Annotated in this window: 14 protein-coding genes and 1 tRNA gene; 11 read left to right on the top strand and 4 right to left on the bottom strand. The window is 40.8% G+C overall.

Annotation, left to right across the window (positions count from 1 at the left end; translation table 11 throughout):
- Nucleotides 1-7: 7 nt before the first annotated feature.
- Nucleotides 8-244, bottom strand: a complete 237-nt coding sequence (locus CA265_18750; protein ID ARS41584.1) for an acyl carrier protein — start codon at nt 242-244, stop codon at nt 8-10.
- 158 nt (nt 245-402) lie between these two features.
- Between CA265_18750 and CA265_18745 the strand changes: the two genes are divergently transcribed.
- The 4 genes from CA265_18745 to CA265_18730 all read left to right on the top strand — a co-directional run bounded on the left by CA265_18745 (nt 403) and on the right by CA265_18730 (nt 4,657).
- On the top strand, nt 403-822 hold the full coding sequence (locus tag CA265_18745; protein ID ARS41583.1) for a hypothetical protein: 420 nt from the start codon (nt 403-405) through the stop codon (nt 820-822).
- Nucleotides 823-972: 150 nt separating this feature from the next.
- Nucleotides 973-2,403, top strand: coding sequence for a pyruvate kinase (locus CA265_18740; GenBank protein ID ARS41582.1), 1,431 nt, complete (start codon nt 973-975; stop codon nt 2,401-2,403).
- A gap of 86 nt (nt 2,404-2,489) precedes the next feature.
- A tRNA-Ser gene (locus tag CA265_18735) sits at nt 2,490-2,577 on the top strand.
- 352 nt (nt 2,578-2,929) lie between these two features.
- The gene (locus CA265_18730; protein ID ARS41581.1) at nt 2,930-4,657 is read left to right on the top strand and encodes a hypothetical protein; all 1,728 of its coding nucleotides are present in this window, start codon (nt 2,930-2,932) and stop codon (nt 4,655-4,657) included.
- Between the two features lie 159 nt (nt 4,658-4,816).
- On the opposite strand, the gene CA265_18725 is transcribed toward CA265_18730, so the two are convergent.
- Nucleotides 4,817-5,644, bottom strand: a complete 828-nt coding sequence (locus CA265_18725) for a short-chain dehydrogenase (protein ARS41580.1) — start codon at nt 5,642-5,644, stop codon at nt 4,817-4,819.
- A 220-nt stretch (nt 5,645-5,864) separates the two neighbouring features.
- Here CA265_18725 and CA265_18720 point away from each other — a divergent pair, with 220 nt between their 5' ends.
- Nucleotides 5,865-8,063 (top strand): hypothetical protein, encoded by a 2,199-nt coding sequence (locus CA265_18720; protein ARS41579.1) that lies wholly within the window; start codon nt 5,865-5,867, stop codon nt 8,061-8,063.
- 128 nt (nt 8,064-8,191) lie between these two features.
- On the opposite strand, the gene CA265_18715 is transcribed toward CA265_18720, so the two are convergent.
- A complete protein-coding gene (locus CA265_18715) occupies nt 8,192-9,496 on the bottom strand; it encodes a hypothetical protein (protein ID ARS41578.1) in 1,305 nt (434 codons plus the stop codon).
- A 161-nt stretch (nt 9,497-9,657) separates the two neighbouring features.
- Between CA265_18715 and CA265_18710 the strand changes: the two genes are divergently transcribed.
- From CA265_18710 to CA265_18685, 6 genes are all read left to right on the top strand, one after another.
- Nucleotides 9,658-13,134: a SusC/RagA family TonB-linked outer membrane protein gene (locus tag CA265_18710; GenBank protein ID ARS41577.1), complete on the top strand. Its 3,477-nt coding sequence runs from the start codon at nt 9,658-9,660 to the stop codon at nt 13,132-13,134.
- 101 nt (nt 13,135-13,235) lie between these two features.
- Nucleotides 13,236-15,002 (top strand): RagB/SusD family nutrient uptake outer membrane protein, encoded by a 1,767-nt coding sequence (locus tag CA265_18705; GenBank protein ARS43054.1) that lies wholly within the window; start codon nt 13,236-13,238, stop codon nt 15,000-15,002.
- A gap of 79 nt (nt 15,003-15,081) precedes the next feature.
- The gene (locus tag CA265_18700) at nt 15,082-17,274 is read left to right on the top strand and encodes an alpha-N-acetylglucosaminidase (protein ID ARS41576.1); all 2,193 of its coding nucleotides are present in this window, start codon (nt 15,082-15,084) and stop codon (nt 17,272-17,274) included.
- 453 nt (nt 17,275-17,727) lie between these two features.
- Entirely contained in the window at nt 17,728-20,343 is a 2,616-nt protein-coding gene (locus tag CA265_18695; GenBank protein ID ARS41575.1) for a phosphoenolpyruvate synthase, read from the top strand.
- Nucleotides 20,344-20,637: 294 nt separating this feature from the next.
- Complete coding sequence (locus tag CA265_18690) at nt 20,638-22,773, top strand: S9 family peptidase (protein ID ARS41574.1); 2,136 nt, start codon at nt 20,638-20,640, stop codon at nt 22,771-22,773.
- A gap of 91 nt (nt 22,774-22,864) precedes the next feature.
- A complete protein-coding gene (locus CA265_18685) occupies nt 22,865-23,536 on the top strand; it encodes an epimerase (GenBank protein ID ARS41573.1) in 672 nt (223 codons plus the stop codon).
- A gap of 90 nt (nt 23,537-23,626) precedes the next feature.
- On the opposite strand, the gene CA265_18680 is transcribed toward CA265_18685, so the two are convergent.
- On the bottom strand, nt 23,627-24,505 hold the full coding sequence (locus tag CA265_18680; GenBank protein ARS41572.1) for a hypothetical protein: 879 nt from the start codon (nt 24,503-24,505) through the stop codon (nt 23,627-23,629).
- Between the last annotated feature and the right edge of the window lie 51 nt (nt 24,506-24,556).

Below are 24,556 nucleotides of genomic sequence, written 5' to 3'. Positions count from 1 at the left end.
CGTAATTCTATTTAACGTTTTTTTCCAAATAAGCAATCGCTTGACCAACTGTACCGATGGTTTCAGCCTGATCATCAGGAATAGCTACATTGAATTCTTTTTCAAATTCCATAATCAACTCTACGGTATCTAAAGAATCTGCACCTAAATCGTTGGTGAATGAAGCCTCTGGCGTAACTTCGCTTTCGTCAACACCTAGTTTTTCTACGATAATAGCCTTAACTCTTGAAGCAATATCAGACATAATTTTATAATTTAATGGTTAAATAATTCTGTGCAAAGAAAAATAAATTCTTACAATTTTCAAATGTTTTTATTTCGATACGTAATTTTGGTATCTCAATAACACAGCGAATATAGAATTAGTTTTTTAATTTCGTTCTGTAAATAATTTATTTCGCTTTGAATAAGACTTACCTAAAACTTACCTTAGACCTTGATTTTATACTAATTGCGATCACAGCACCCCTAAAAGACTATGTGCTTTGCCACAAAATTAATACCCGATTAAATACACAATTTGAAAAAATAGAAGACCATGAAATATTTTTTAATATTGACGAACCAGCCTGGTCTTTCTCTAAATATTACTTTTTTGTAGAGCAAGGTGAGGTAGAATACTACTTAATTTGCAACAAAAGTAGCGATGGTTTTCTAATTCCGGAGATGAACAAAGTAGATTTCTTTATTATTATTAAAGAATTTATTGATAAGGAAGATTTGGATTATTTAATCAATGGTTTGAATAAACTGCCTGATATACAGGTGGCTGCAAAGATTGATCCAGCCAAGTTAAAGAGCCGTGAGAATTTGGTAATATAAAAATTATATACTTGGTGTATTAAATACACTATATTTGACGGTTACAAACAAAGAACAAAAGAACAAAATATATAAAATTTAATGCAGTTTGATTATTTTAGATAAATAATTATGCTTTCTTAAACTGCATTGCTAAAATCAATTAATTAAATGAAACCTTTTCATTCGAGAACTAAAATTGTTGCCACGCTTGGGCCTGCATCAGCAAAACCAGATGTATTATATAGTATGTTTAACGCAGGTTTAGATGTTTGCCGCTTAAACTTTTCACACGGATCACAAGCAGATCATCAGGCGGTTTTGGATACCATCCGCGATTTAAATAAAAAATACGATTATAATGTAGGTATCCTTGCCGATTTACAAGGCCCTAAAATCCGCATTGGTTTAGTAAAAGAAGGTGGCATTAACCTGATTAATGGTAAAACTACCGTAATTACAACAACCGAATGTATTGGTAACGAGGAACGTATTTACATCACTTACCAAAACTTCCCTCAGGATGTTCAGGCGGGCGAAATTATCCTTTTGGATGATGGAAAGCTTCAAATGAAAGTGATTTCTACCAATTTAAAAGATGAAGTAGTTTGTGAGGTAGTTCACGGTGGTATTTTAACTTCCAGAAAAGGTGTAAACCTTCCAAATACTAAAGTTTCTATCCCTTCTTTAACACCAGAAGACCGCGAAAACTTAGAATTTGTTTTAGAAAATGATGTAGAATGGATCGGTTTATCTTTCGTGCGTAAAGCAGAAGATATTATCGAACTTAAAAAAATTATTGCAGAACGTGGTAAAACTGCCCGTGTAATTGCAAAAATCGAAAAACCGGAAGCCATTGCCAATATCGACGAAATTATTGCGGCAACGGATGGTATTATGGTTGCCCGTGGTGATTTAGGTGTTGAATGTCCGATGGAAGAAGTTCCATTGTTACAAAAAATGATTGTTGCTAAATGTAGAGCAGCTTCTAAACCTGTAATTGTGGCTACCCAAATGTTAGAGAGCATGATCACTACACCTCGCCCAACACGTGCAGAGGTAAATGACGTGGCCAACTCTGTTTTAGATGGTGCTGATGCAGTGATGTTAAGTGGCGAAACTTCAGTTGGAGAATTTCCATTGATCGTGATCGAAACGATGCAAAAAATTATCCAGAACATTGAGCAAAACAACTATCCTTTCAATCCTGATAAGTTTTTAAAACCAAAATCGCCATCTTTTTTAAGCGATGCCATTTGCGATTCTGCTTGTTTCTTAGCGAAACAAACCAACGCGGTAGGTATTGTATCGATGACTTTAAGTGGTTATACTGCTTTTGAAATTTCAAGTCACCGTCCGGAAGCTTTAACCTTTATTTTTACCAGCAACAGGGCCTTATTAAACGCGGTAAGTTTACTTTGGGGCGTAAGAGGTTTTTACTACGATAAGTGGGAAAGTACCGATAACACTATTATAGAGGTGAACGAATTCTTAAAAAGCAAAAAATTGGTTAAACAAGGTGATATCGTGATCAATACGGCTGCTATCCCAATGGAAGCAAAAGGTAAAACCAACATGTTAAAAATTACGGTTATAGATTAATTTCTAATATCATATTTAAAAATGCTCCCGATTTTAACCGGGAGCATTTTTTTTACCAATAAAAAATATACTTTTGCAATCCACCCGGAGAGGTGTCAGAGTGGTCGATCGAGCACGCTTGGAAAGCGTGTGTACTGCAAGGTACCGCGGGTTCGAATCCCGCTCTCTCCGCAAAAGGATTTCTAATATCTAAAAAGGCCTGCAAATCGCATGATAGCAGGCCTTTTTTCGTTTCCGGTAAACACGCTTATTATCCATCCATCTTTCTTAAACCTAATGGTTCATTATTGATAAATATTTTTATGTTTGTATAGTATTAATAAACATTGTTTACAATAATTTGCTTTGATTGCAGTAAATTGTCTGCTAAAATATTGATATCGAAAAACAGACTTAACAATGGCATACCAAAGCTAAACACCCGAAAATCTTATTCTTATAGAAATGGTTTTCATGTAATAACCGGAAATCAATCCCGAAAAACAATAATAAATCTAACCAATTTAAACGTCCTAAAAAACAAACCATGAAAAACAACACCTTACGACTTCTACTTTGGGCGCCGCAAACAGGCAGCTTCCTAAAGTCGAACCAAAGCGCAAAGATGAAACTAGTTGCCGCTTGTTTAATTTCCTCCATCCTGTTTGGTTGTAGCAAGCTCGAAAGTTTTAAAACTCTTGGTGCCGGAAAAACAGAAGCAGTAGTAAAAACCAAAAAAGTCCTTATTATTGGCTTAGACGGCACATTGTGGACTGCACTTACCCAACAAAATGCCCCGCATATAAAAGCACTTATGGATTCATCGTGGGTAAGTACAAATGCCCAGGCAGAACCACCAACCTGGAGTGCAGGCGGATGGAGCGGGATATTAACCGGCACCTCCATTTCAAAACACAAAGCAACTGACAACTCTTTTACAGGAAACGATATCGCCAATAACCCATCGTTCTTCAGGGAAATAAAAACAGCACTACCCAACCTAAGAACAGGTGCAATTGTAGCATGGAGCCCGATTACAACCTATATCGTGAATGCTAACGATGTTGCTTTTCGCACAGCCTACGGCGATAGTGATTATGTATTAAGAGATAGTAAAGTGGCCACGGCCGTAATTAATGAACTCTCGAACAACAATCCTGATGTACTTTTTTGCCACTTTGACAACATTGACCACAATGGCCACGGAAGCGGCTTTTCGACCAGCAATGTTAACTATACCAATGCAATTGCAGCGGCAGATGTTCATGTCGGAAATATTCTTACTGCATTAAAAAACAGGGCAACCTATAGCAGCGAGGATTGGCTTATTGTCATGGTAACCGATCATGGTGGTACCGGAACCGGGCATGGTGGAGCAAGTTATTTAGAAAGAAATCCATTTATCATATTAAACAACAGCGCGATAACGCCTGCGGTGGTAAATACGCTCCCTGGTGTAAGTGGTTCGCATAGCGAAAATGTTGTGGGTTTTGGTAATGGGGCTTATGGAAAACTGCCCGCCTTATCTAATGTAGATTTTGCAACCGGCAATTTCACTATCGAATACCGCGTACGAAAAAACAATACATTAAGTACAAACTACCCACCTGTAATCAGCAATAAAAATTGGGTATCCGGTATTAATGTTGGTTTCGAAATGCACGATCAGATGGGGAAATTAAGGTTTAATATCAGCAATGGCACTACCCGTAAAGATTTTGATCCTGGTATAGACCTTACTGACCAGAACTGGCATTACATTACCCTGGTAATTAACCGTACAACCAACAGGGCAATGGTATATGAAGCTGGATTGATGAAGCTAAACGGAGATATTTCTGCAGTTACAGGGTCGATACAGGATCCTGCTTTAAACCTTAATATCGGTCAGGACGGCAGGGGACTTTATGGGCCAAACCTCTTTAACGGAAACATCACACACCTGCGGATTTTCAATACCGCATTAAGCCCCGCCACAATTGCTAAACAGTATCAGAATAGTAACCTTACTTCAACCAACCATCCTGATTATGCGAGTTTAAAATATTATGCAAAAGGAAATGATGGATCAGGCTCGGTTTATACAGGTATTATTGGAGGTAATGTTAATTTAATCGGAAGTGGCACAAGTGCACCATCATGGTCAAGTGCGAGCGCTGGCAATTATGTAAGTGGAAATCCGCCGTTTATTTATGGCGTTGCCCCAACCGTCCTTAAGTTTTTAAATGTACCCATTCCAGCACGATACGATGCTGCGAGTTTGGTAAATTTTTAACAGTTATACCGATACATGAATAAGTGAACACGATCTCTTGTCGCAGTTTATAAATTCATAAAATACCCGGGATTGAGTAAAGCCTGAAATTGAGAGATTTCAGGCTTTATTTGTTTTCGCCGGTGGGTATTTAACCTGAAAGGAAAACTGCAGTTGCACCTATGGTTTACTGGCATCTTTTTTCAGAAATGCGATGTTTGTTACTTTATAATTCAGTGCGCTTGTGGTACCTGCTGTTACATCGATGGTAACCCCTGTTATTTTACCAGCCATAGCCGACGCAAGAAATACGGCTGTATTGGCTATATCTTCCATGAGCGGTAACTGTTTTAACATGGTGTCGCTTTCCATTTTCTTAACGAATGCTTTCACTTCATCGCCACCGGCATCTATTGCTTCCTTAAAAACCCTTGAGTCCGGAGATCCGGCCGAACGGATGTTTATCACACGAATTCCATATGGACCCAGTTCTGAAGCCAGGTTTCGGGAGAATGCCTCTACCGCATTACAGGCAGGACCAAATCCGCCCACGTTGGCATAACCGATACCTCCGGGTGTAGCGGTGAGCGAAAGGATCACCCCGGATTTATTTTGTTTCATCACCCTTCCTGCAGCGGTTGCAGTGATGAATTGGCTTTCCATGGCAATATTTATCGGACGGAGAAAATCATCAAGCGCCATATCAACTAAAGGCATGTCTTGTGTATCCTGCCAGCCGATTGCATTGAAAGAGATATCAACCGATCCAACGGCCTGCATCACTGTTTGTACATGGTCATTTACAGATTTCTCATTCCTCGCATTTACCTCATGGAATGAAACCTTCCCTCCGGCAGATGCAATCTTATTTGCTGTTTTTTCCACACTGTGTATATGATGGCCTGTAAGAAATACCTGAGCACCGGCAGAGGCGAGCGCACTGGCTACCGCAGCGCCAAGAGATCCGCCAGCGCCATAAATAATCGCGATTTTACCTTCTAATAACATCATTCAGTTTTTTTGATGTTTAAATTTAGGTGTAAAAATTACTTTAGGTGCTGTACCGTTATGACAAATAAAGGGGCATTCGCGCCAGTATTAAATCCAAATGACTCATCTAATTCATTATAAAGCGCTTTGCTTTTAAACAAACGTTTGTGCAGTAATAAACTTTAAAAACCAATGATATTTCTACAAATTGCTGTATCAAAACCTGATATAACCAATCATGAAAAATATTTTTACGGTACTGATGCTGATGTTGGCATTCCGGAGCCAAGTATTGGCGCAAACCAGTATTATACCCCAACCCAGGGATTTCAAAGCAAACGGAAAAGTTTTTAAGCTGAATGCCCAGACAAAAATTTATTATCAAAAAGGACTCAAGGACCAGGCACTGCTCCTGGCATCGGCTTTAAGCCCGGCTACGGGTTATGATTTTGCGTTACAGGAATTTAAAACTGTACCACTTAACGGAATTATATTAGCTACTGCTAAAGGAGACACCAATAAGGAAGCCTATCATTTATTGGTCGATAACAAACAAATTAAAATTACTGGCGCTAACAGCGCAGGCGTATTCTATGGCATTCAAAGTTTGCTACAGCTGTTGCCCGCCGAAATATATAATAAAGAGCGTCAAAAAAATATAGTTTGGAATATCAAGGGCGCGGTGATTAACGATAGCCCGGAATACCCGTGGCGTGGCATGATGCTCGATGTTTCGCGCTATTTTTTCAGTAAGGAATATGTGTTGAAATTTATTGATATGATGGCCATGTATAAAATGAACGTTTTACACTTTCACCTTATTGATGATGCCGGATGGAGATTAGAAATTAAAAAATACCCGAAATTAACCTCAATTGGTGGCTGGCGTGGTGTTGGTGCAGAAACAACCGGAGGTTATTATACCCAGGAAGATATCAAAGAAATAGTAGCCTATGCGGCAAAGCGAAATGTAGAGGTGGTGCCCGAAATAGAGCTACCTGCACATACCCTCGCCGCAATTGTTGCTTATCCTTACCTGGGTTGTACAGGGCAGCAATTCGTAATGCCTACCCAGCATTCAATCAGTAAAGAAATCTATTGCGTGGGCAAAGAAAGTACCTTTAGTTTTTTAGAGGATGTTTTTAAAGAAACCGTTTCACTTTTTCCATCCAAATATCTTCATATTGGCGGAGATGAAGCCAATTACAGTAGATGGAAAGAATGTGCAGATTGCCAGCGGAAGAAGAAAGAATTGGGACTAAAATCAGAGGCCGAGCTGCAAACCTATTTTAATAACCGTGTACAAACGATACTGAAAAAATATGGTAAAACCATTGTAGGCTGGGATGAAGCCATAGAAGAAGGCCTAAAAGAGCCGATGGTAGGGATGATCTGGAACGATCCGAAAAAAATACTCAAAGCAGTTGAGGCCGGCCACAGTATCGTTCAATCCCTTACTTCTTATTGTTATTTTGATATGTCCGAAGCAAACATTCCGGGCGAAGTGCAAACTGCAACCTGGGTAGGACCAGTTTCTTTAGAACGGGTGTATTCCCTAAACCCGATGGTGAAAGGTTTAGACGAAAAATATAAGGGGCAAATCCTCGGTGCTTCAGGAACATTGTGGGCAGATCAGTTTATCCACGGAAACAAGTTGCCAGAATTTGCTCCGCTAAATGAAAACCGTTCAGAAAAATATTTTGATTACCTGGCCCTGCCAAGACTGAGCGCGCTGGCAGAGGTTTGCTGGACTCCCTTCGCCCGGCAAAGCTGGACAGATTTTGAAAACCGGATGGCTTCACATTACAGCCGTTATCAAAATGCGGGTTATGGTTTTCGCTTGCCTCAACCGAAGCTGATGAGTAAAACTAAGACAGACAGTACCGAAACCATCACCTTAAAAAATATTGTCGACCATGCGGAAATACGCTATACCACAGATGGCTCTTTCCCGAATGCTTACTCTCCTGTTTACACGCAGCCGGTTAAAGTAGGTAGACTTAATAATTTCTTAGCCATCACTGTGCTCAACCGTCAGCAATATTCCCTTCCGCTTTATTTTCCGGAAAAGTATGAACGTTACAAAAAATATGGCACCTTATTATCAGAATGGAATCCATCAAATATTAAGGCAAAAGATTTTGCGCTAATGGAAATCAATGCCACAGGTAAAATTAATTCAAATGGAAAATATGTATTAAGTTTTCAAGCTACCGGAGGCAGGAGCAAGCTTGAAATACAATCCATCGAAATTTATAAAAATGGCACCAAGCTTAATGGAGGCGTGCAACAGAACACTACAGAACAAAAAGAAAACAGTTATAAATTCGAAATCAATGAGTATGAAACCGGTGCCGCATTTACCATTAAAGCCTATGTAAGGGGCGATACCAGTAATGACACTAACGGCGCAATTTTCATCCGGAAAGAAAACTAATTAATATCCTGTTTTGCATATAGTCCGCATTTTTTGAATGCGGACTATATGTGGTCTTTCTGTTTACCGGTAAGACTTAATCATCTGCTATTGCCCAGAGATGTGGCCGTTGATCAACCGCTAATGCCTTAAAAAATTTCTTTAGTTTTTAAATCCTGCAGTTGGGGCGAAACCACCTTGCCTATTCCATTAAATACAAATTTAATCCCCATTACTTCGCCTATGGATTGTTTATATTGCGTAGTGAGCACTTTTTTTCCATCAAGGTAAATAGAAACCACTTTATTTGCTACCCTGATGGTTACATCCCCACCATGTTCGGGATTAAAGGCCAGATTACTGAGGTTTTTATCTGAACCCAGCACACGCAGTTCTGAAAATTTATAATCGCAAAAGGCCGAACAACTTGGCCTGAACAGATTGATCACATGTTTATCTTTCGAGCCCAGGATGAGGATAGCGGTTCCTACGCATTGTGTGCCTGGCCTGTCTTTTTCGGAGAAAATCTTACAGTTAAAAGAAAAATTATCGCCACTGATGTGAGAAGGCTTAACATAACTGAAGCCAACCATAAAAGGTTTTGCAGTATCGAGACCTGCCGAATCGAGTTGTTGGGGAGAGACATAAATATTTGCCGGATGGAGTGTTTTAAGCCCGATTACCGGAAAAGCGCGTGATGTATCATTCCCCGAATTGGCCACCCATCCTTTGGTCTGCATAAAGACGCTAACGGTATCGATGGCCTTGCCATTGTGAAGCAAGGTGGCATAAACCACGCCCGGATTTTTAAAAAACTTGGTTACTTCTTTCTTTCCGCTAATTTCCGACCGCATCGCTTCTTCTAAAAAATCAAGCTGAAATTTCTCGTCCTGACTATAACCTTTCATTGCTTCCAGCCTGAACGTTGCTGAGTGAGGGACTGCTCCGAAGGGATTGGTACACACCAGTTTTACATGCATCTGCTCCCCATGTTTAAACAAAATTATCGCAGCTGCACAACCCAAAACCAACAGGATACTTAGAATTGCTACAAAGCGGTAAGATTTGCGTGCTCTTTTGACGGCGCTTACAGGTAGCATTTTCTGGTCTGCCAGATTCTCCGCTGTCGCCTGGCTATTTTTTTTCGTGGTTTTATAAACCAGCTCAAGCTCCTGCCAGTCGCGGTAACCTATAAATTGTGCCAAAGCATCCCTTGTTGCCTTCTGTGGATAGTAGCGTTCTGAGGTTTTCAATTTGCCCAGTATCCGCCTGAGTGTATTTTCGCTTAAATAAACCTTGGTCTGTTTTCCTAAATGGCTACTCAGGGCCGTATAATCTGTCGAACGCCATTCGGCAACAGGCAGGTCCCCCATTTTTTTTATGATCTCGGCCACGCAATAATCCAGCAATTCGAAAAAAGCGTGAGTTTCCTTATTTCCAGAATTCGATTTCATAAAAAATAATCAGCTATAAATCAAATAGTTAAACATACAAAACAATTCAAAAACTTTGTAGCCTTAATCATTAACTACAAAATTATATTTCCAATAGTTTTACTAAACCCTTGCGATCACGTCGCAAACATAACATAATCGAATTAAATACAAGTGGGAATTTGTATTCATTATTAGCACTAAAACAACTACAAAATTTTAAATCATCATCCCTGAAATCGTTTAAAAACAAAGCAACCAATACAACCAACAAAATTATGTCTTTAATTAAACAACAGAATGCTCCACGCAATGGTGTGGAGTGGTTATCGATTAAAAAGCGATCTCAAAATCGAAAGTTGATTTTGGCACTTGCTTTCGCAATGCTTGCATTTCAATCCAATGCAAAAAACGTACTATTCGAAGTTTCGGATAGTGATGCAAACGTCGGAAATACTCATTTGTCAACCGGATACTCATTTCCAGGGAGCAGGTATCTTGATGTTAGTGGAAAAATAGTTGATGAAAATGGACAGCCCATTCCTGCAGCAACAGTAAGCGTTAAAGGAACAAAAATTGTTACCCAGGCTGATGCCAATGGCGTATTTCAGCTCAAAAACATTGAAGATGGTGCCGTTATTATTGTTTCTTATGTAGGATACAAGCCGCTTGAAGTAAAAGCGTCATCAGGTATGACGATCAAAATGATACCTCAATCTAACCTTGAAGAGGTTGTGGTGGTGGGTTATGGAACGCAGAAGAAAGGCAATATTACGGGTTCTGTCTCCTCTATTAAAATGGACAAAATTGGTTCTATTCCGGTTTCTAACTTATCTAATGCCTTAGCGGGCAGGGCACCTGGTATTACTGTTACCAATAGCTCTGGGCTTGCTGGTGCTACCTCAACCATACGTGTAAGGGGAAGTTTTAGAGAACCTTTGTATGTGATTAATGGTGTGATTAAAAACAAAGCCTCTTTCGATGCACTGGATCCAAATGAAGTTGACCAAATGAGCGTTTTAAAAGATGCAGCTTCGGCATCTGTTTACGGTGCACAGGCAGGTAATGGGGTAATCGTTGTGACAACCAAAACCGGTAAGGTACAAAAAGCACAGTTTAACTTTCAGGCATCAAATACCTTAGCCACCACGACTAAAACGCCCTTGGGCGATATTACCACCGCCGCCGATGAGCTCACCTATCAAAACAGGGTAACGAGATTTGAATGGGAGCAAGGTGCCAGAACCACGCCCTATGTGCAACCCAATAACCAGAGAGAATTCGATTATTTTAATGATAAGGTTTACAATGTAAACGATTGGGTTTGGCGCAATCCAAATTCACAAAAGTACCTCCTTAGTGTGAATGGCGGTAGCGAAAGAATTACCTATTATGCCATGGCAGGTTATACCGATGAGCAGGGTACTTACAAAAATGTAGATTTTGGTAAATTCAACCTGCGATCGGACATTACGGCACAATTGAGCAATGCCATTTCTATGAATTTAAATTTATCGGCATCTCAGCAAAATAACCACCGTTTTTTTTGGCAGGGCGATTCTGCTGATGATTTTAACGTGGGCGATTTTTATCGTGTAACCTTCAACTGGACTAAATTATATCCTTTTTATACTGAGGCTGATGGCACTCCGGCTAATCAGGTTACAGCTTTTCCGGTACAAACCCCATTGGGCAGTTTTCAAGCCTGGAGCGTAATCGATCAGGTTAATGGCGATCGGTATGTTGATACAAAAAACAGGCAATTTAATCCTATTTTAACCTTTAACGTTAAGTTAGACGCCATTACCAAAGGTCTTTCTGCTAAAATCGCAGGAAATTATGAAGCGGTGGATTACATGCGTAAAACGTTTATCACTTATCAGAAAAATTATGTTTATTCTCCTAAAGATCCATCGGGTAACCGGTTCATTCCTGCAGCACCAGATCCTGCAAAAACAAATACCTACACTTTCGGGCAAGCCCAGCCAAGCTTAGGTTATGAGATGAATAATGCCTGGAGGTACCAGGTTAATGGTTTCTTAAACTACGATAGAACTTTTGATAAACATAAAGTAACGGCACAAGCGATATTCGAACAGTCGGAGTTTAAAACGACCTATATCACCACTACGGGTTTTGCGCCTACAGCCAGTATAGATCAGATGTTTGCCTACTCTGCATCAGCGGGTAACAGAACGGGTAATGCTACAGAAGCCATTGGTGTTAACGGAGGAAATGCATTTAATTCATGGATTTCGAATATTGCATGGGTTGGTAAATTGGGTTATAATTTTGACGAAAAATACCTTGTTGATTTTTCATTCAGATATGATGGAACACCCTTAGTTGCTGAGACCAAAAGATGGGGTTTCTTCCCGTCAGTTTCTGCAGGATGGAGAATATCACAAGAAGGCTTTATTAAGGATAACGCTAAATGGTTGAGTGATTTAAAACTGCGTGCCTCATATGGTACAACAGGGAATCTGGTAAATACGAGTAATAATACTATTGGCGCTTTCGGATTTGAACAAACCTACGGAAACGGGAACTCATATATTTTTGGCAATACGCTTTTCCGTGGTGTTGCACCAGGTAGCACACCTACCCCTAACCAAACCTGGGCAACCATTTATAACTACAACATCGGTTTGGATTTTGGATTGTTAAAAAATAAACTAACCGGTTCTGTTGATGCCTTTTTGAATAACATGAAAGATATCCTCGGACCACGGGATATTATCGTGCCGGCATCTTATGGAGCAACGATAGCGCCAGAAAATTATGCCGCCAGAAGCTTCAGAGGACTAGATTTTAACCTGGAGTGGCAAGATAAAATTGGCCAGATAAATTATTCATTGTTCGGTAATTTGGGTTATGCCAAAGACCGTTGGGATGTATTGGATCAAAGTGCTGATTATTTACCAGGTGGTGTTAACGAATGGCGCTCCGCCATCGGCCAGCCCGCCAATAGAATTATTGGTTTAAAAGCAATTGATTTGATCCGTACACAGGAACAGTTAGATGCCTTAAATGCTAAAGGATTTTTGCAATATGGCAGAAAACCATATTTAGGTGCTATTCTTTATGAAGATGTACGCGGCGATGCATTTAAACCCGGGGCAAATAATAAAATTGACGACAATGACCTTCAGGTATTGAGTAACAATGCAATACCAAGAATAAACTTTGGTTTTGGTTTTAGGGTCAACTGGAAAGGCATTACTATTGATGCATTGCTGCAGGGTGTAGGTGCTTATGACAGGATGATCAGTAACCAGGAGGGTGGTGGTATGCGCCAGCATGGTGGTAACTTCCGTACCTATTATCCAATATGGGCTGGCGACGTTTGGACTGCTGAAAACCCTAACGCTAAATACCCTAGGCCGGTCGGTCAGAACTGGCAGGAATCTGGTACAGGCGCCTCTAGCTTTTGGATGGTTAATGGTGCTTACTTACGCTTAAGAAACATTAATGTCGCTTACGATTTACCACAAAAATGGATGAATAAAGCTGGCTTAGCTGGTACGCAGATTTTCTTCAACGGAACCAATCTGTTAACCTTCTCGGCTATGAAAGAATTTCAGGACCCTGAGCAGAACAACTACGATTCTTTCCCTATTATGAAAACCTTCACTTTGGGCTTAAATGTTAAATTTTAAACCGGTTGTTATAAAAAAATGAAACCGGCATGGGCATACTGCTTAAAAAGCGCAGTGATGATGCTCATGCTAGCTTCATGGCCGATAAAAAACAAATTTTTATGAAAAAAATATTCATATTCCTCATCGCCGTAACGCTGTTTTCGGCATGTAAAAAAGCATTAGATGTTGACAATTTAACGGCATATGATCCCAATCAAATTTGGAACGATCAATTATTAGCTGATGCTTATTTAACCAATATTTATCCTACTGCCTTCGGCAACTGGAATGCAAGTGCCGATCGCAACAGCGATCAGCTATCGGGTATTGCTTTTCCGCAAGATGCTGTAACCATCACCAATGGCGGTTTGGGTAACTGGAATTACGCTCCGGTTAGGTTGGTTAATCAAGCTATTTTGGATATACCTAAAGGAACTTTACCCGATGCCACCAAAAATAGAATTTTAGGAGAAGCCTATTTTCTCAGGGCCTACTTTTATTTTGGAATGGTCCGTACTTATGGTGGTGTCCCTTATATCAAAATCCCACAGGATAAAGATAAGGATGAACTTAATGTGCCTAGAAACTCAACCAAAGAGTGTTTTGATTTCATGAATGCCGATTTAGATCAGGCTATTGCCTTGCTGCCAAAACGTAATTTGCCGAGTTCTGCCAGCTGGGGCAGAATTGATGGTAACTTCGCCCTGGCTTTTAAAGCAAGAATGTCACTTTATAAGGCTTCACCACAATTTAACCCAGGCAATCCATGGGATAATGCCTATTGGGCCGATGCTTATACCGTAAATAAAAAAGCTTATGATGATTTAAAAACACAGGGTTACAAACTGGTAAGTGACTATTCGACGATAGCACTTGCTGAGCGTAATACCGAAGTAGTTTTTTCTGTAATTAATCAGTTTCCGGATAAAACGGCAAGCTGGGACAACGGACTTCGCCCCTTATCTTTAGCTAGAGGCAACACTGCTGTAACCCCAACTTACGAATTTGTAAAGGCCTTCCCCATGAAAGATGGAAAACTTTATAATGACCCAACCAGTGCCTATTTTGTATCTGATGCTGATATGCTAAAATCGTATTGGAAGAATAGAGACCCAAGGTTTGAAAAATCTATCGTTTGGAATGCAAAAACCTATCCTGTTGCAGGTACGGCTGCCGGCTATCGGCAATATACTGCATTGGGCATTGCCAATGCTTTGGATAATAACGGGATTAATCCAAATTCTCCAGACCGCTCTACCAATAATAATGTAAATGCAGGATTCTTTGTGTTAAAAGGTTGCGATTTAACCTTAACGCAAGCTACTGTATTACAATCCGGCGTAGATTATGTATTGATGCGTTATGCAGAAGTCATGTTAAACTATGCAGAAGCTGCGAACGAAACGAATCATTTAGCAGATGCATTGGATATATTGAAACAAATTAGAACCCGTGCGGGTATTGAACCCGGTGCAGACGGAAACTACGGTATAGTTGCCACCTCCCGTGAGCAAATGCGTAAAGCCATTATGGACGAAAGGAATATTGAGCTTTGTTTTGAAGGTTTTAGGTTTAACGATTTGAGAAGATGGCGTATGTTTAGTTTGTTAGATAACAAAGGCAAAACGGGCTTAGAAGCCATTGCCATAGAAGCCAATGGTACAGAAATGGCACTGGCAAAAGCGAGGTCGCTCGGCCAGGCTAACCAATTGTTAGAAGAGAACTTCAAATATGTTCCGTTAAGTGTACCACAAACCGGTAACAAACTCAATATTGTTCCTGACAAATATTATTTTGCACCTATAGCACAAAACATCATTGCAAATGCTAATAAATTACAGCAAAACAAAGATTGGGGAGGCACTTTCGACCCTACGCTCCAATAATTAACAGAAAGTATAAAGGGGTATGCTTTTTCATGGCGGCCCCTTTTTTAATAATATAATTTTAATAACAATAACACAAATGACCAAGTCCATCAAAACCTTTTCCTACTTATTTCTTGTTTTCTTTCTCCCCTCATTATTTTCAAAAGCAGCAACACCTATAGAAGATCTGGCAAAAAGGATTGTTAAACCTTATGCTAAAAACATCATATTTGAGCAAAGCCAAACCGCTTCAGGAAAAGACTATTTTGAACTGGAAAGTAAAGAAGGTAAGCTGATTGTAAAAGGGAATAGTTACAACTCGATGGCTTATGGCCTAAACCACTACCTTAAATATTATTGCAACACCTCCGTTTCCTGGTACAAGGATGATCAGATCGATCTTCCCAAATTAATGCCCGTGTTAACAAGTAAAATTAACCAGGAGGCAAGGGTTAAAAACCGTTTCTTTTTAAACTATTGCACTTTCGGTTATACGATGCCCTGGTGGGGATGGAAAGATTGGGAGCATTTAATTGACTGGATGGCCCTTAACGGCATCAACATGCCGCTTTCCATTACCGGGCAGGAAGCCATCTGGTACAAAGTGTGGTCGAAAATGGGTTTAAGTGATGAGCAGATCCGCAGTTATTTTACCGGACCAGCATTTTTGCCCTGGCACAGGATGTCGAACATCGACCACTGGGATGGCCCATTGCCAAAATCATGGCTGGATGACCAGCTCGCCTTACAAAAGAAAATCGTTAAGCGCGAACGCGAGTTAAACATGAAACCCATTTTACCTGCTTTTGCCGGACACGTTCCACAGGCCATTAAAACTAAGTTTCCGAATGCAAAAATTACTGATTTGGGTACCTGGGGAGGTTTTAGCGAAGAATATTACAGCCACTTCATCGATCCGTTCGATCCATTATTTAAACAGATACAGACCGCCTTTTTAGCAGAGCAGACTGCGGCATTTGGAACGGACCATATTTACGGTGCTGACCCTTTTAACGAGGTAACCCCACCGAGCTGGGAGCCTAAATACCTGGCCAGTGCTGCGGATGTGATTTATAGCTCCATGAAATCAGTAGACCCGTCGGCCGAGTGGCTGCAAATGACCTGGGTATTTTACTATATGCGCAAAGAATGGAACAACGAACGCATCAAAGCCTTTGTTAGGGCCGTACCGCAAGATAAAATGACACTCTTAGATTACTATGCCGAAAGTACCGAAGTATGGAAACTCACTGAGTCGTATTTTAACCAGCCTTATATCTGGTGTTACCTGGGCAACTTTGGTGGCAACAGCATGCTGGTGGGAAATTTGCAAACCGTTGAAGACAGAATGGAAAATGCATTTAAAAACGGGGGTGCGAATTTAACCGGAGTAGGCTCAACGCTCGAAGGTTTTGATGTTAATCCGGTGATGTATGATTATGTTTTTGAAAAAGCATGGAGCACCGGCAAAACAGATGTAAACAGCTGGACGAACAATTGGGCCAACAGAAGATTGGGCAGTGTAGATACCAACAATCAGGCGGCATGGAATGAGCTGATAAAAGAAGTGTATAACAGGCCTTCGCAACTGGGGCAGGGGATTTTAGTAAATGCAAAACCCACTTTAAAGGGTACCGCACATTGGACTCCGAATCCAAAGTTTAACTATAACAACAAAACACTTTTTGGAATATGGCAGAAAATGCTTGCGATTCAAAATCCGGCTCACCAATCCTTTAGTTATGATCTGGTTAACATCGGCAGACAGGTTTTGGGTAATCATTTCATTACGTTGAGAGACGATTTCGCGGCTGCTTACGAGAGAAAGGATATTGTAGGAATGACCAAAAAGAAAGCGGAGATGTTAAGCCTGATTGACGACCTGGATGAACTGTTGGCTACACAACCGAGTATGCTTTTGGGAAAATGGATAGCTGATGCCAGAAAATTAGGTAAAAATGCCCGGGAAAAGGATTATTATGAAAAAGATGCTAAAATGCTGATCACGGTTTGGGGCGGCAAACAGCGTTCGTTAAACGATTATGGCAACCGCAGCTGGGCAGGCTTAACCGGCGATTTCTACAAAAAAAGATGGGAAATGTTTTTGAATGATGTTTTACTCAGCGTTAAAGAAGGAACTAAATTCGATGAAAAGGCCTTTAAACAGAAAACATACAAATTTGAAGACCAATGGGTAAATGAGCACAAGGCTTTTAACAGTTCACCTGTTGGCAATAGTTTTCAGAAAAGCCAGTTACTGATGCTCAAATACAGCCCTTATTTCGATTAAAATACAGTTTTAAATATTTTAGTGGATATAAATAAATCTGCCAAAATGCTTTCAAAAGCCTGCAAGTCGTATGGATAGCAGGCTTTTTTTATTTTCTGCCATGAGGTGGGGCAAAGGCGTATGTTCCACTGGATAAGCTTCCACAATCCATCTTTTCAGCTCTCGTGTTTGTATACATATGAGCACCGGTTTATTGGCTTTCCTGACAGGGAAAACCCCGGAGCAGAAGGAAATCTATATAAATTATTACCCCTTTGTTGTAAGGATAACGCCAATACTTCACCCATTATTGCGCCTGGAAAAATATAGTCAAAAAACGTTGTTTTCGTCTTTTATACCTTATACTTTTGACTTTTCGTCTCTGTGAAAATTGCTGTTAAAGCGTTGATAAACAAAGTTTAAATTGTTTTTTGTAGGGTGAAGAGACAATTTCTACCAAAAAAAGGAAATGATATGAGCACATACGTAACTGGTTTTCGGGAAATCGACAAGGCTGACCTTTTGAGCGTTGGAGGTAAGGGTGCCAATCTTGGCGAGCTATCTAAAATTGAGGGTATCCATGTGCCCGATGGTTTTTGCATCAACACCGAAGCGTACAAAAAAATAACGTCGAACAATAAGGAACTAAATGGCTTAATGGATGAATTGAGTCAGCTTAAAACGGAAGATCGGTCTGCGGTTAGCAAAACCAGTGCAAAAATCCGTGCAATTATCGAAAACATATCCATTCCTGATGACATAAGCGAAGAGATTGAAAATTATCTTGCCCGTTTTGATCAACATACAGCCTTTGCTGTCCGATCGAGTGCTACCGCCGAAGACCTTCCAACCGCATCTTTTGCAGGTCAGCAGGATACCTACCTGAACATTATTGGAAAAACAGCTGTCCTAAAACACATCAGCAAGTGCTGGGCATCCTTATTTACGAACAGGGCTATAATTTATCGCATCCAGCATGACTTTGATCACCATAAAGTGCAGTTAGCCGTGGTGGTGCAGCAAATGGTTTTTCCGCAGGCTGCAGGAATCTTATTTACGGCCAATCCGGTTTCCGGAAATCGGAAAATCTTATCCATCGATGCCAGTTTTGGCCTGGGTGAAGCCATGGTTTCAGGCCTGGTGAATGCCGATAATTATCAGGTGTGCAATGGCAGGATTACAGATAAAAAGATATCGACCAAGAAACTGGCTATTTATGCCTTAAAGGATGGAGGTACAATAACTCAGGAACTTTCTGCAGAAGCGCAAAACAGGCAAGTGCTCACTGACGAACAGATTTTACAACTTGAGCAAATGGGCCGAAAAATCGAAGCACATTTCGGCCAGCCCCAGGATATAGAATGGTGTTTGGCTGATGATGTATTTTACATGGTACAGAGCCGGCCAATTACTACTTTATATCCCATTCCGGAAACAAATGACGCTGAAAATCATGTGTATATATCTGTTGGCCATCAGCAAATGATGACGGACCCGATGAAACCACTGGGATTATCGCTATGGCAATTAAGAGCGGCCAGGCCGATGTTTAGCGCGGGTGGAAGATTGTTTGTTGATGTTACCGATAGTTTGATTACGCCATCTGGAAGGGAGAATTTATTAGATGCAATGGGGCAACACGATCCGCTCATCAAAGATGCATTAATCACCATTACCGGGCGAGGTGATTTTATCAGATTGCTACCAGATGATGGAAAGGTAACCCTGCTGGCCAAAAGTACTAAAGGCATGTCGGCTTCGGCGATTTTAGCACAAGTAGGAAACGACCCGGCTATTGTTGCTGATCTGATTAAAAAAGATGAGGCATCAGTAGCAGCACTAAAGCAAGCTATCCAAACGAAATCAGGACCTGATCTATTTGATTTTATTCTGGAAGATATCGGGCAATCGAAGAAGATGATATTTGATTCGCAGCACATGGGTGTGATCATCGCCGCAATGAATGCTGCAGCCTGGATCAACGAAAAGATGGACGAATGGTTAGGTGAAAAAAATCCGGCAGATGCACTGTCTCAGTCGGCACCCAATAACATCACCTCAGAAATGGGTTTGGCACTATTGGATGTGGCAGATGTGATTCGCCCTTATCCAGAGGTAGTTAACTATTTACAGGAGGCAAAGGAGGATCATTTTTTAGATGGCCTGATGCAGTTTGATGGAGGTAAAGAAACCCGCGCCGCAATTAACGCATATCTCGAAAAATACGGCATGCGCTGTGCCGGAGAAATTGATATTACCAATACACGCTGGAGCGAAAAACCATCCATACTCATTCCCCTGCTGCTTAGCAATATTAAAAATTTTGAACCCAATGCCGGCAAGCGAAAATTTGAGCAGGGGCAAAGGGAAGCTTTAAAAAAGGAAAATGAATTATTGGATAAATTGGCATCTCTGCCAGAAGGCGAACAAAAAGTAAAGGAAACCAAACAGATGATCAACCTGCTACGGAATTTTGCAGGTTACCGCGAATATCCAAAATACGGAATCGTTAACCGCTTCTTTATTTATAAACAGGCCTTACTGAAAGAAGCCGAAAAGCTTTTAAAAGCCAAAGTGATCAGCGAGAGCGCAGATATTTATGACCTCACCTTTCAGGAATTGCGTGAAGTGGTAAGCACCAATACATTAGATATTCAGCTTGTACACCAAAGAAAAGAAACCTTTAAACAGTACGAAAAACTAATTCCACCAAGGGTAATTACATCCGATGGAGAAGTTATAAGGGGTAAATACAAACGCGAAAATCTTCCGGCCGAAGCCATTGTAGGTTTGGCGGTTTCTTCAGGAGTGATTGAAGGACGGGCACGCATCATCCTAAACATGGAAGATGCCGATCTGGAAGATGGAGATATTCTCGTTACCCCATTTACCGACCCCAGCTGGACACCCTTGTTCGTCTCCATAAAAGGCCTGATTACCGAAGTTGGCGGATTAATGACGCATGGCGCTGTGATTGCAAGAGAATATGGCCTGCCCGCAGTTGTGGGTGTAGAAAATGCGACCAAACTGATCAAAGACGGGCAGCGCATTAGGTTAAACGGAACGGATGGATTTGTTGAGATCCTGTAATTGGAGCAAAGTTTGGCCAGGTAAAATCACTAGTTCTATTATCTGAAAAAGCTTTCTATTCAGTTTATATAGCTGTGCGGGATTGATGTTCCCCAAGAACCACCTAACCAGGTTAAATAAACCTTGATCGCAGCGGCACGCAGTAGCGCGAATGAGCAGGACTTTCGGGGCCAATGCACACAGGAACCTGCTTTTCCAAAAAAAAGAAAGATTATGATGCTTGGGGAAATTATATCAAGATTAATACCAATCATTTCCTAAAACAGTCTTATTTTTATCGCAAGATTAACTAACATGATAAATAAATATTGGCTTACCGTAACGGCTTGTGCTTTAGCCATTACAGCAAATGCTCAGCAGAAAGCTTTAACCGTTAAAGATTACGAAAGAGCGGAAAGTTTTATGAGCTACAACACCGCAAAGTACATCGACCATGCCAGTGTGCAACCAAACTGGCTGGATGGCGATAAATTCTGGTACACCACTAAAACCAATGGTGCCGAACAAACTTTTTTGGTAGATCCGGTAAAGAAAACCAAAACGTTAACTACCGACTATAAAAGCAGTGCAACGCCATCACGCCGGGGCGCTGGCCGCAATGAAGTTTTGTCTCCTGATGGGAAAAAAGCCGTTTTAATTCAAGATTACAACCTGTTTGTTAAGGATGTAGCCACAGGAAAATTAACACAGTTAACCACTGATGGCATTAAAGATTATGGTTATGCTACCGACAATGCGGGATGGAAACATAGCGATGCACCGATTTTGCGCTGGTCGCCTGATTCGAAAAAGATAGCCACTTTTCAGCAGGATCAGCGAAATTCGAAAGACATGTATCTGGTAACCACTAATGTAGGCGCGCCAGAATTAAAAGCATGGAAATACCCTCTGCCTGGTGATAAACAGATTGCAACGATTAGAAGAGTAGTTATTGATGTAGAAAATGCGAAGATGGTTTCGCTAAACATCCCGGCAGATCAACATCGTGCAACCTTAAGCGATGATATTTCGAGCAGCGGTACTTTTGATGATATCGACTGGAAAGCCGATGGTACTGAAGTGGCCTTCCTCTCTACTTCCCGCGATCATAAAAATGAAAAATTCCGCATTGCCAATACTACAACAGGCGCGGTTCGCGAAGTTTTTGAAGAAACGGTAAAAACACAATACGAATCTGGTCAGGGAGCCATCAACTGGCGCTACCTTCCGGCATCAAAAGAAATTATCTGGTATTCGGAAAGAGATAACTGGGGCCACTTGTACTTGTACGATGCGACCAGCGGAAAATTGAAAAACCAGATTACCAAAGGCGATTTCGTAGTGACCCGTTTAATTAAAGTTGACGAAAAAACACGCACACTTTATTTCATGGCCAATGGCCGCGAAAAAGGCAATCCTTATTTCAGCCATTTATACAAAATCGGTTTCGACGGGAAAAACCTGGCATCGTTAACCCCTGAAGAAGGCAACCACCAGGTGGTATTTTCTCCTTCGTTTGCATATTTTGTAGATACTTATTCGCAACCAGATGTACCAGCGGTTACTGTTTTAAGAAGTATCGATGGGAAACTGATCAATACTTTAGAGAAAACAGATGTATCGAGGTTAAGCGCTACCGGCTGGAAAGCCCCTGTTCCGGTTACAGTTAAAGCCAAAGATGGCAAAACCGATATTTACGGACTGGTTTTTACACCAACCAAAATGGATGCAGGGCAGAAATACCCGGTGATCGATTATATTTACCCAGGTCCGCAGGGTGGTAGTGTAGGCAGCTGGTCTTTTGCGGCTTCGCGTGGCGATAATCAGGCTTTGGCCGAACTGGGCTTTATTGTAGTGGTAATAGAAGGAACCAGTAATCCCGACCGCTCTAAAAGTTTCCATGACATGAGTTATGGCAATATGGCCGAGAATACCCTGCCTGATCAGATTGCAGCCATCAGACAGCTTTCTGCTAAATACCCTATTGATACGACAAAAGTAGGGATCTGGGGGCACTCGGGTGGTGGTTTTGCCACCGCTGCGGCCATGTTCCGTTATCCGGATTTCTTTAAAGTGGGAATTTCAGAATCAGGAAATCACGATAACAGAAATTATGAGGACGATTGGGGCGAGCGTTACAATGGTTTGGTAGAAAATTCAGATTACGAAGCACAGGCCAACCAGAACTACGCTAAAAACCTGAAAGGAAAACTGATGCTGGTACATGGTATGATGGATGATAATGTACCACCTTACAATACATTACTCGTAGTTGAGGCATTAGAAAAAGCAAACAAATCTTTTGATCTGGTTATTTTTCCAAATAGTGCACACGGTTATGGCGATTACTCGCCATATATGACCCGACGACGCTGGGATTACTTTGTACAACATCTTTTAGGAGCAGAACCACCTAAAGATTACCAGATGAGAGGCCCCTCAGCAAGATAATTTTTTAAGAGCAACTTTAACCGGTTGCTCTTTTTGTATATTGTGCTAAACAAAGCTTCTTTTGGATCGTTTTAGTTCGTAAACAATAATCATGGGAAAAACCAGAGGTCAGAATAACATAATCATCACCGGTGCTACAGGAATGGTTGGCGAGGGCGTATTGATGCAATGTTTAAACAGTCCGGAAATTGATGGTGTTTTAGTCATCAACCGCAAGCCTTGTGGGTATACGCATCCTAAGCTAAAAGAAATTATCCATGCTGATTTTTTCGATTTTTCGCCAATTGAAAATCAGCTTTCGGGTTATAATGCCTGTTTCTTTTGTTTAGGCATTACCTCAGTAGGTGTTGATAGCGATACTTATTACAAAATGACTTATACCCTAACCATGCATGTTGCCGAAACCTTAAGCAAGCTGAACGATGGAATGACTTTTTGTTATGTTTCAGGAGGGGGAACTAATGCGAATGGCCGGTTGAAATGGGCGCAGGTAAAGGGTAAAACGGAGAACGATTTAATGAAATTACCTTTCAAACAGGTATTTAATTTTCGCCCGGGTTTTATTAAACCATTGCCAGGACAAAAATACGCACACAAATTTTATACTTATATCAATTGGTTATTTCCTGTTGGAAGGGCCATTTATCCTGGTGGATTTTGCACCATGGCCGAGCTGGGCAATGCCATGATTAATACTTTAAGCCATAATGACGAGCGACGGATTTTAGAAGGGAAAGACATTATTGCCTTGTCAAAAGAATAAGCCCAGGTACTACAATGAGTGCCCGGGCTTAATCATTTTATCAGCTCCTTATAGACCAGTTTAGGTTTGTTTAGTTGTTTTTAGCAAATTTTAATACAATGCAGCAGTGGCATCTTTATCTTTTTGTGATAATACTGTTGCGCCCGATCCACATTGGCCACCATTCATCAGTGATAAAGCATCTGTTCCGGTAACACCAGGAACGTTTGTAGCCGTAGATTCGCCCTGAGCTGACCAGTTCGTATGTCTGAAAGAAATACAGTGTCCAAACTCATGGCATATTGTTCTTGCACGTTGTGCAAAGGAATTACCTGCAATGCCTGCTTTGTTAATTCTAACCAGCGCACCAGCACTTCCGCCCGAAGGGAATTGTGCCATACCACAGGTAACATATCCCGGAGGCGCTGTTAAGGCTTCGTCTTTGATTAAGATATCGTATGGCGCTGTAGTTACGATACTAAACCTTAAGGTTGAACCTGATACACCATTCCATTGCGCAATTGCACTATTGATCTCGCTGCTCATAGAAGTCATAGATGGATCTACAAAAATTCTAATATTCAGTTTTTTAGTGCTGTTTACAATGCTTCCGGTGTAGTATTGCTCTGTTATTGCGCCAGCACCATTAGCCGGGATTTCCATGTTTTTCGGAAATGAAATATCCTCTTCTACGATAAATTCATTGCCATTATCAACAATACTTGATGCAGGGAAACCAAGGTCTTTAATGTACTGTAAAACTTTGTCAGCATTTTTTACCGTTTCTTGTGGCGCAGTGGTCGATTCCTGATTTTTTTTACAGGCGGCAATTACCAATGCCACCATGGCAACGATGGCAATCTTTTTTAGATTATTTTTCATGAAGTTTAAGTTAGTTAAGTCCTTTCGGAGCTGATAAACAAATGTAACAGAAGGTGTTACATTAATATCCGCCCATTTTATTATTTTACACGAAAACTTAATTAGCATATGATGTAATGTTGTAAAGCTATATTTGTATTTAAAAATTTACACAAACAG

This window comes from Sphingobacteriaceae bacterium GW460-11-11-14-LB5, assembly GCA_002151545.1.
Lineage (GTDB): Bacteria > Bacteroidota > Bacteroidia > Sphingobacteriales > Sphingobacteriaceae > Pedobacter.
Note: the sequence above shows the minus strand (reverse complement) of the source record. Positions and strands in the feature narration are given on the sequence as shown.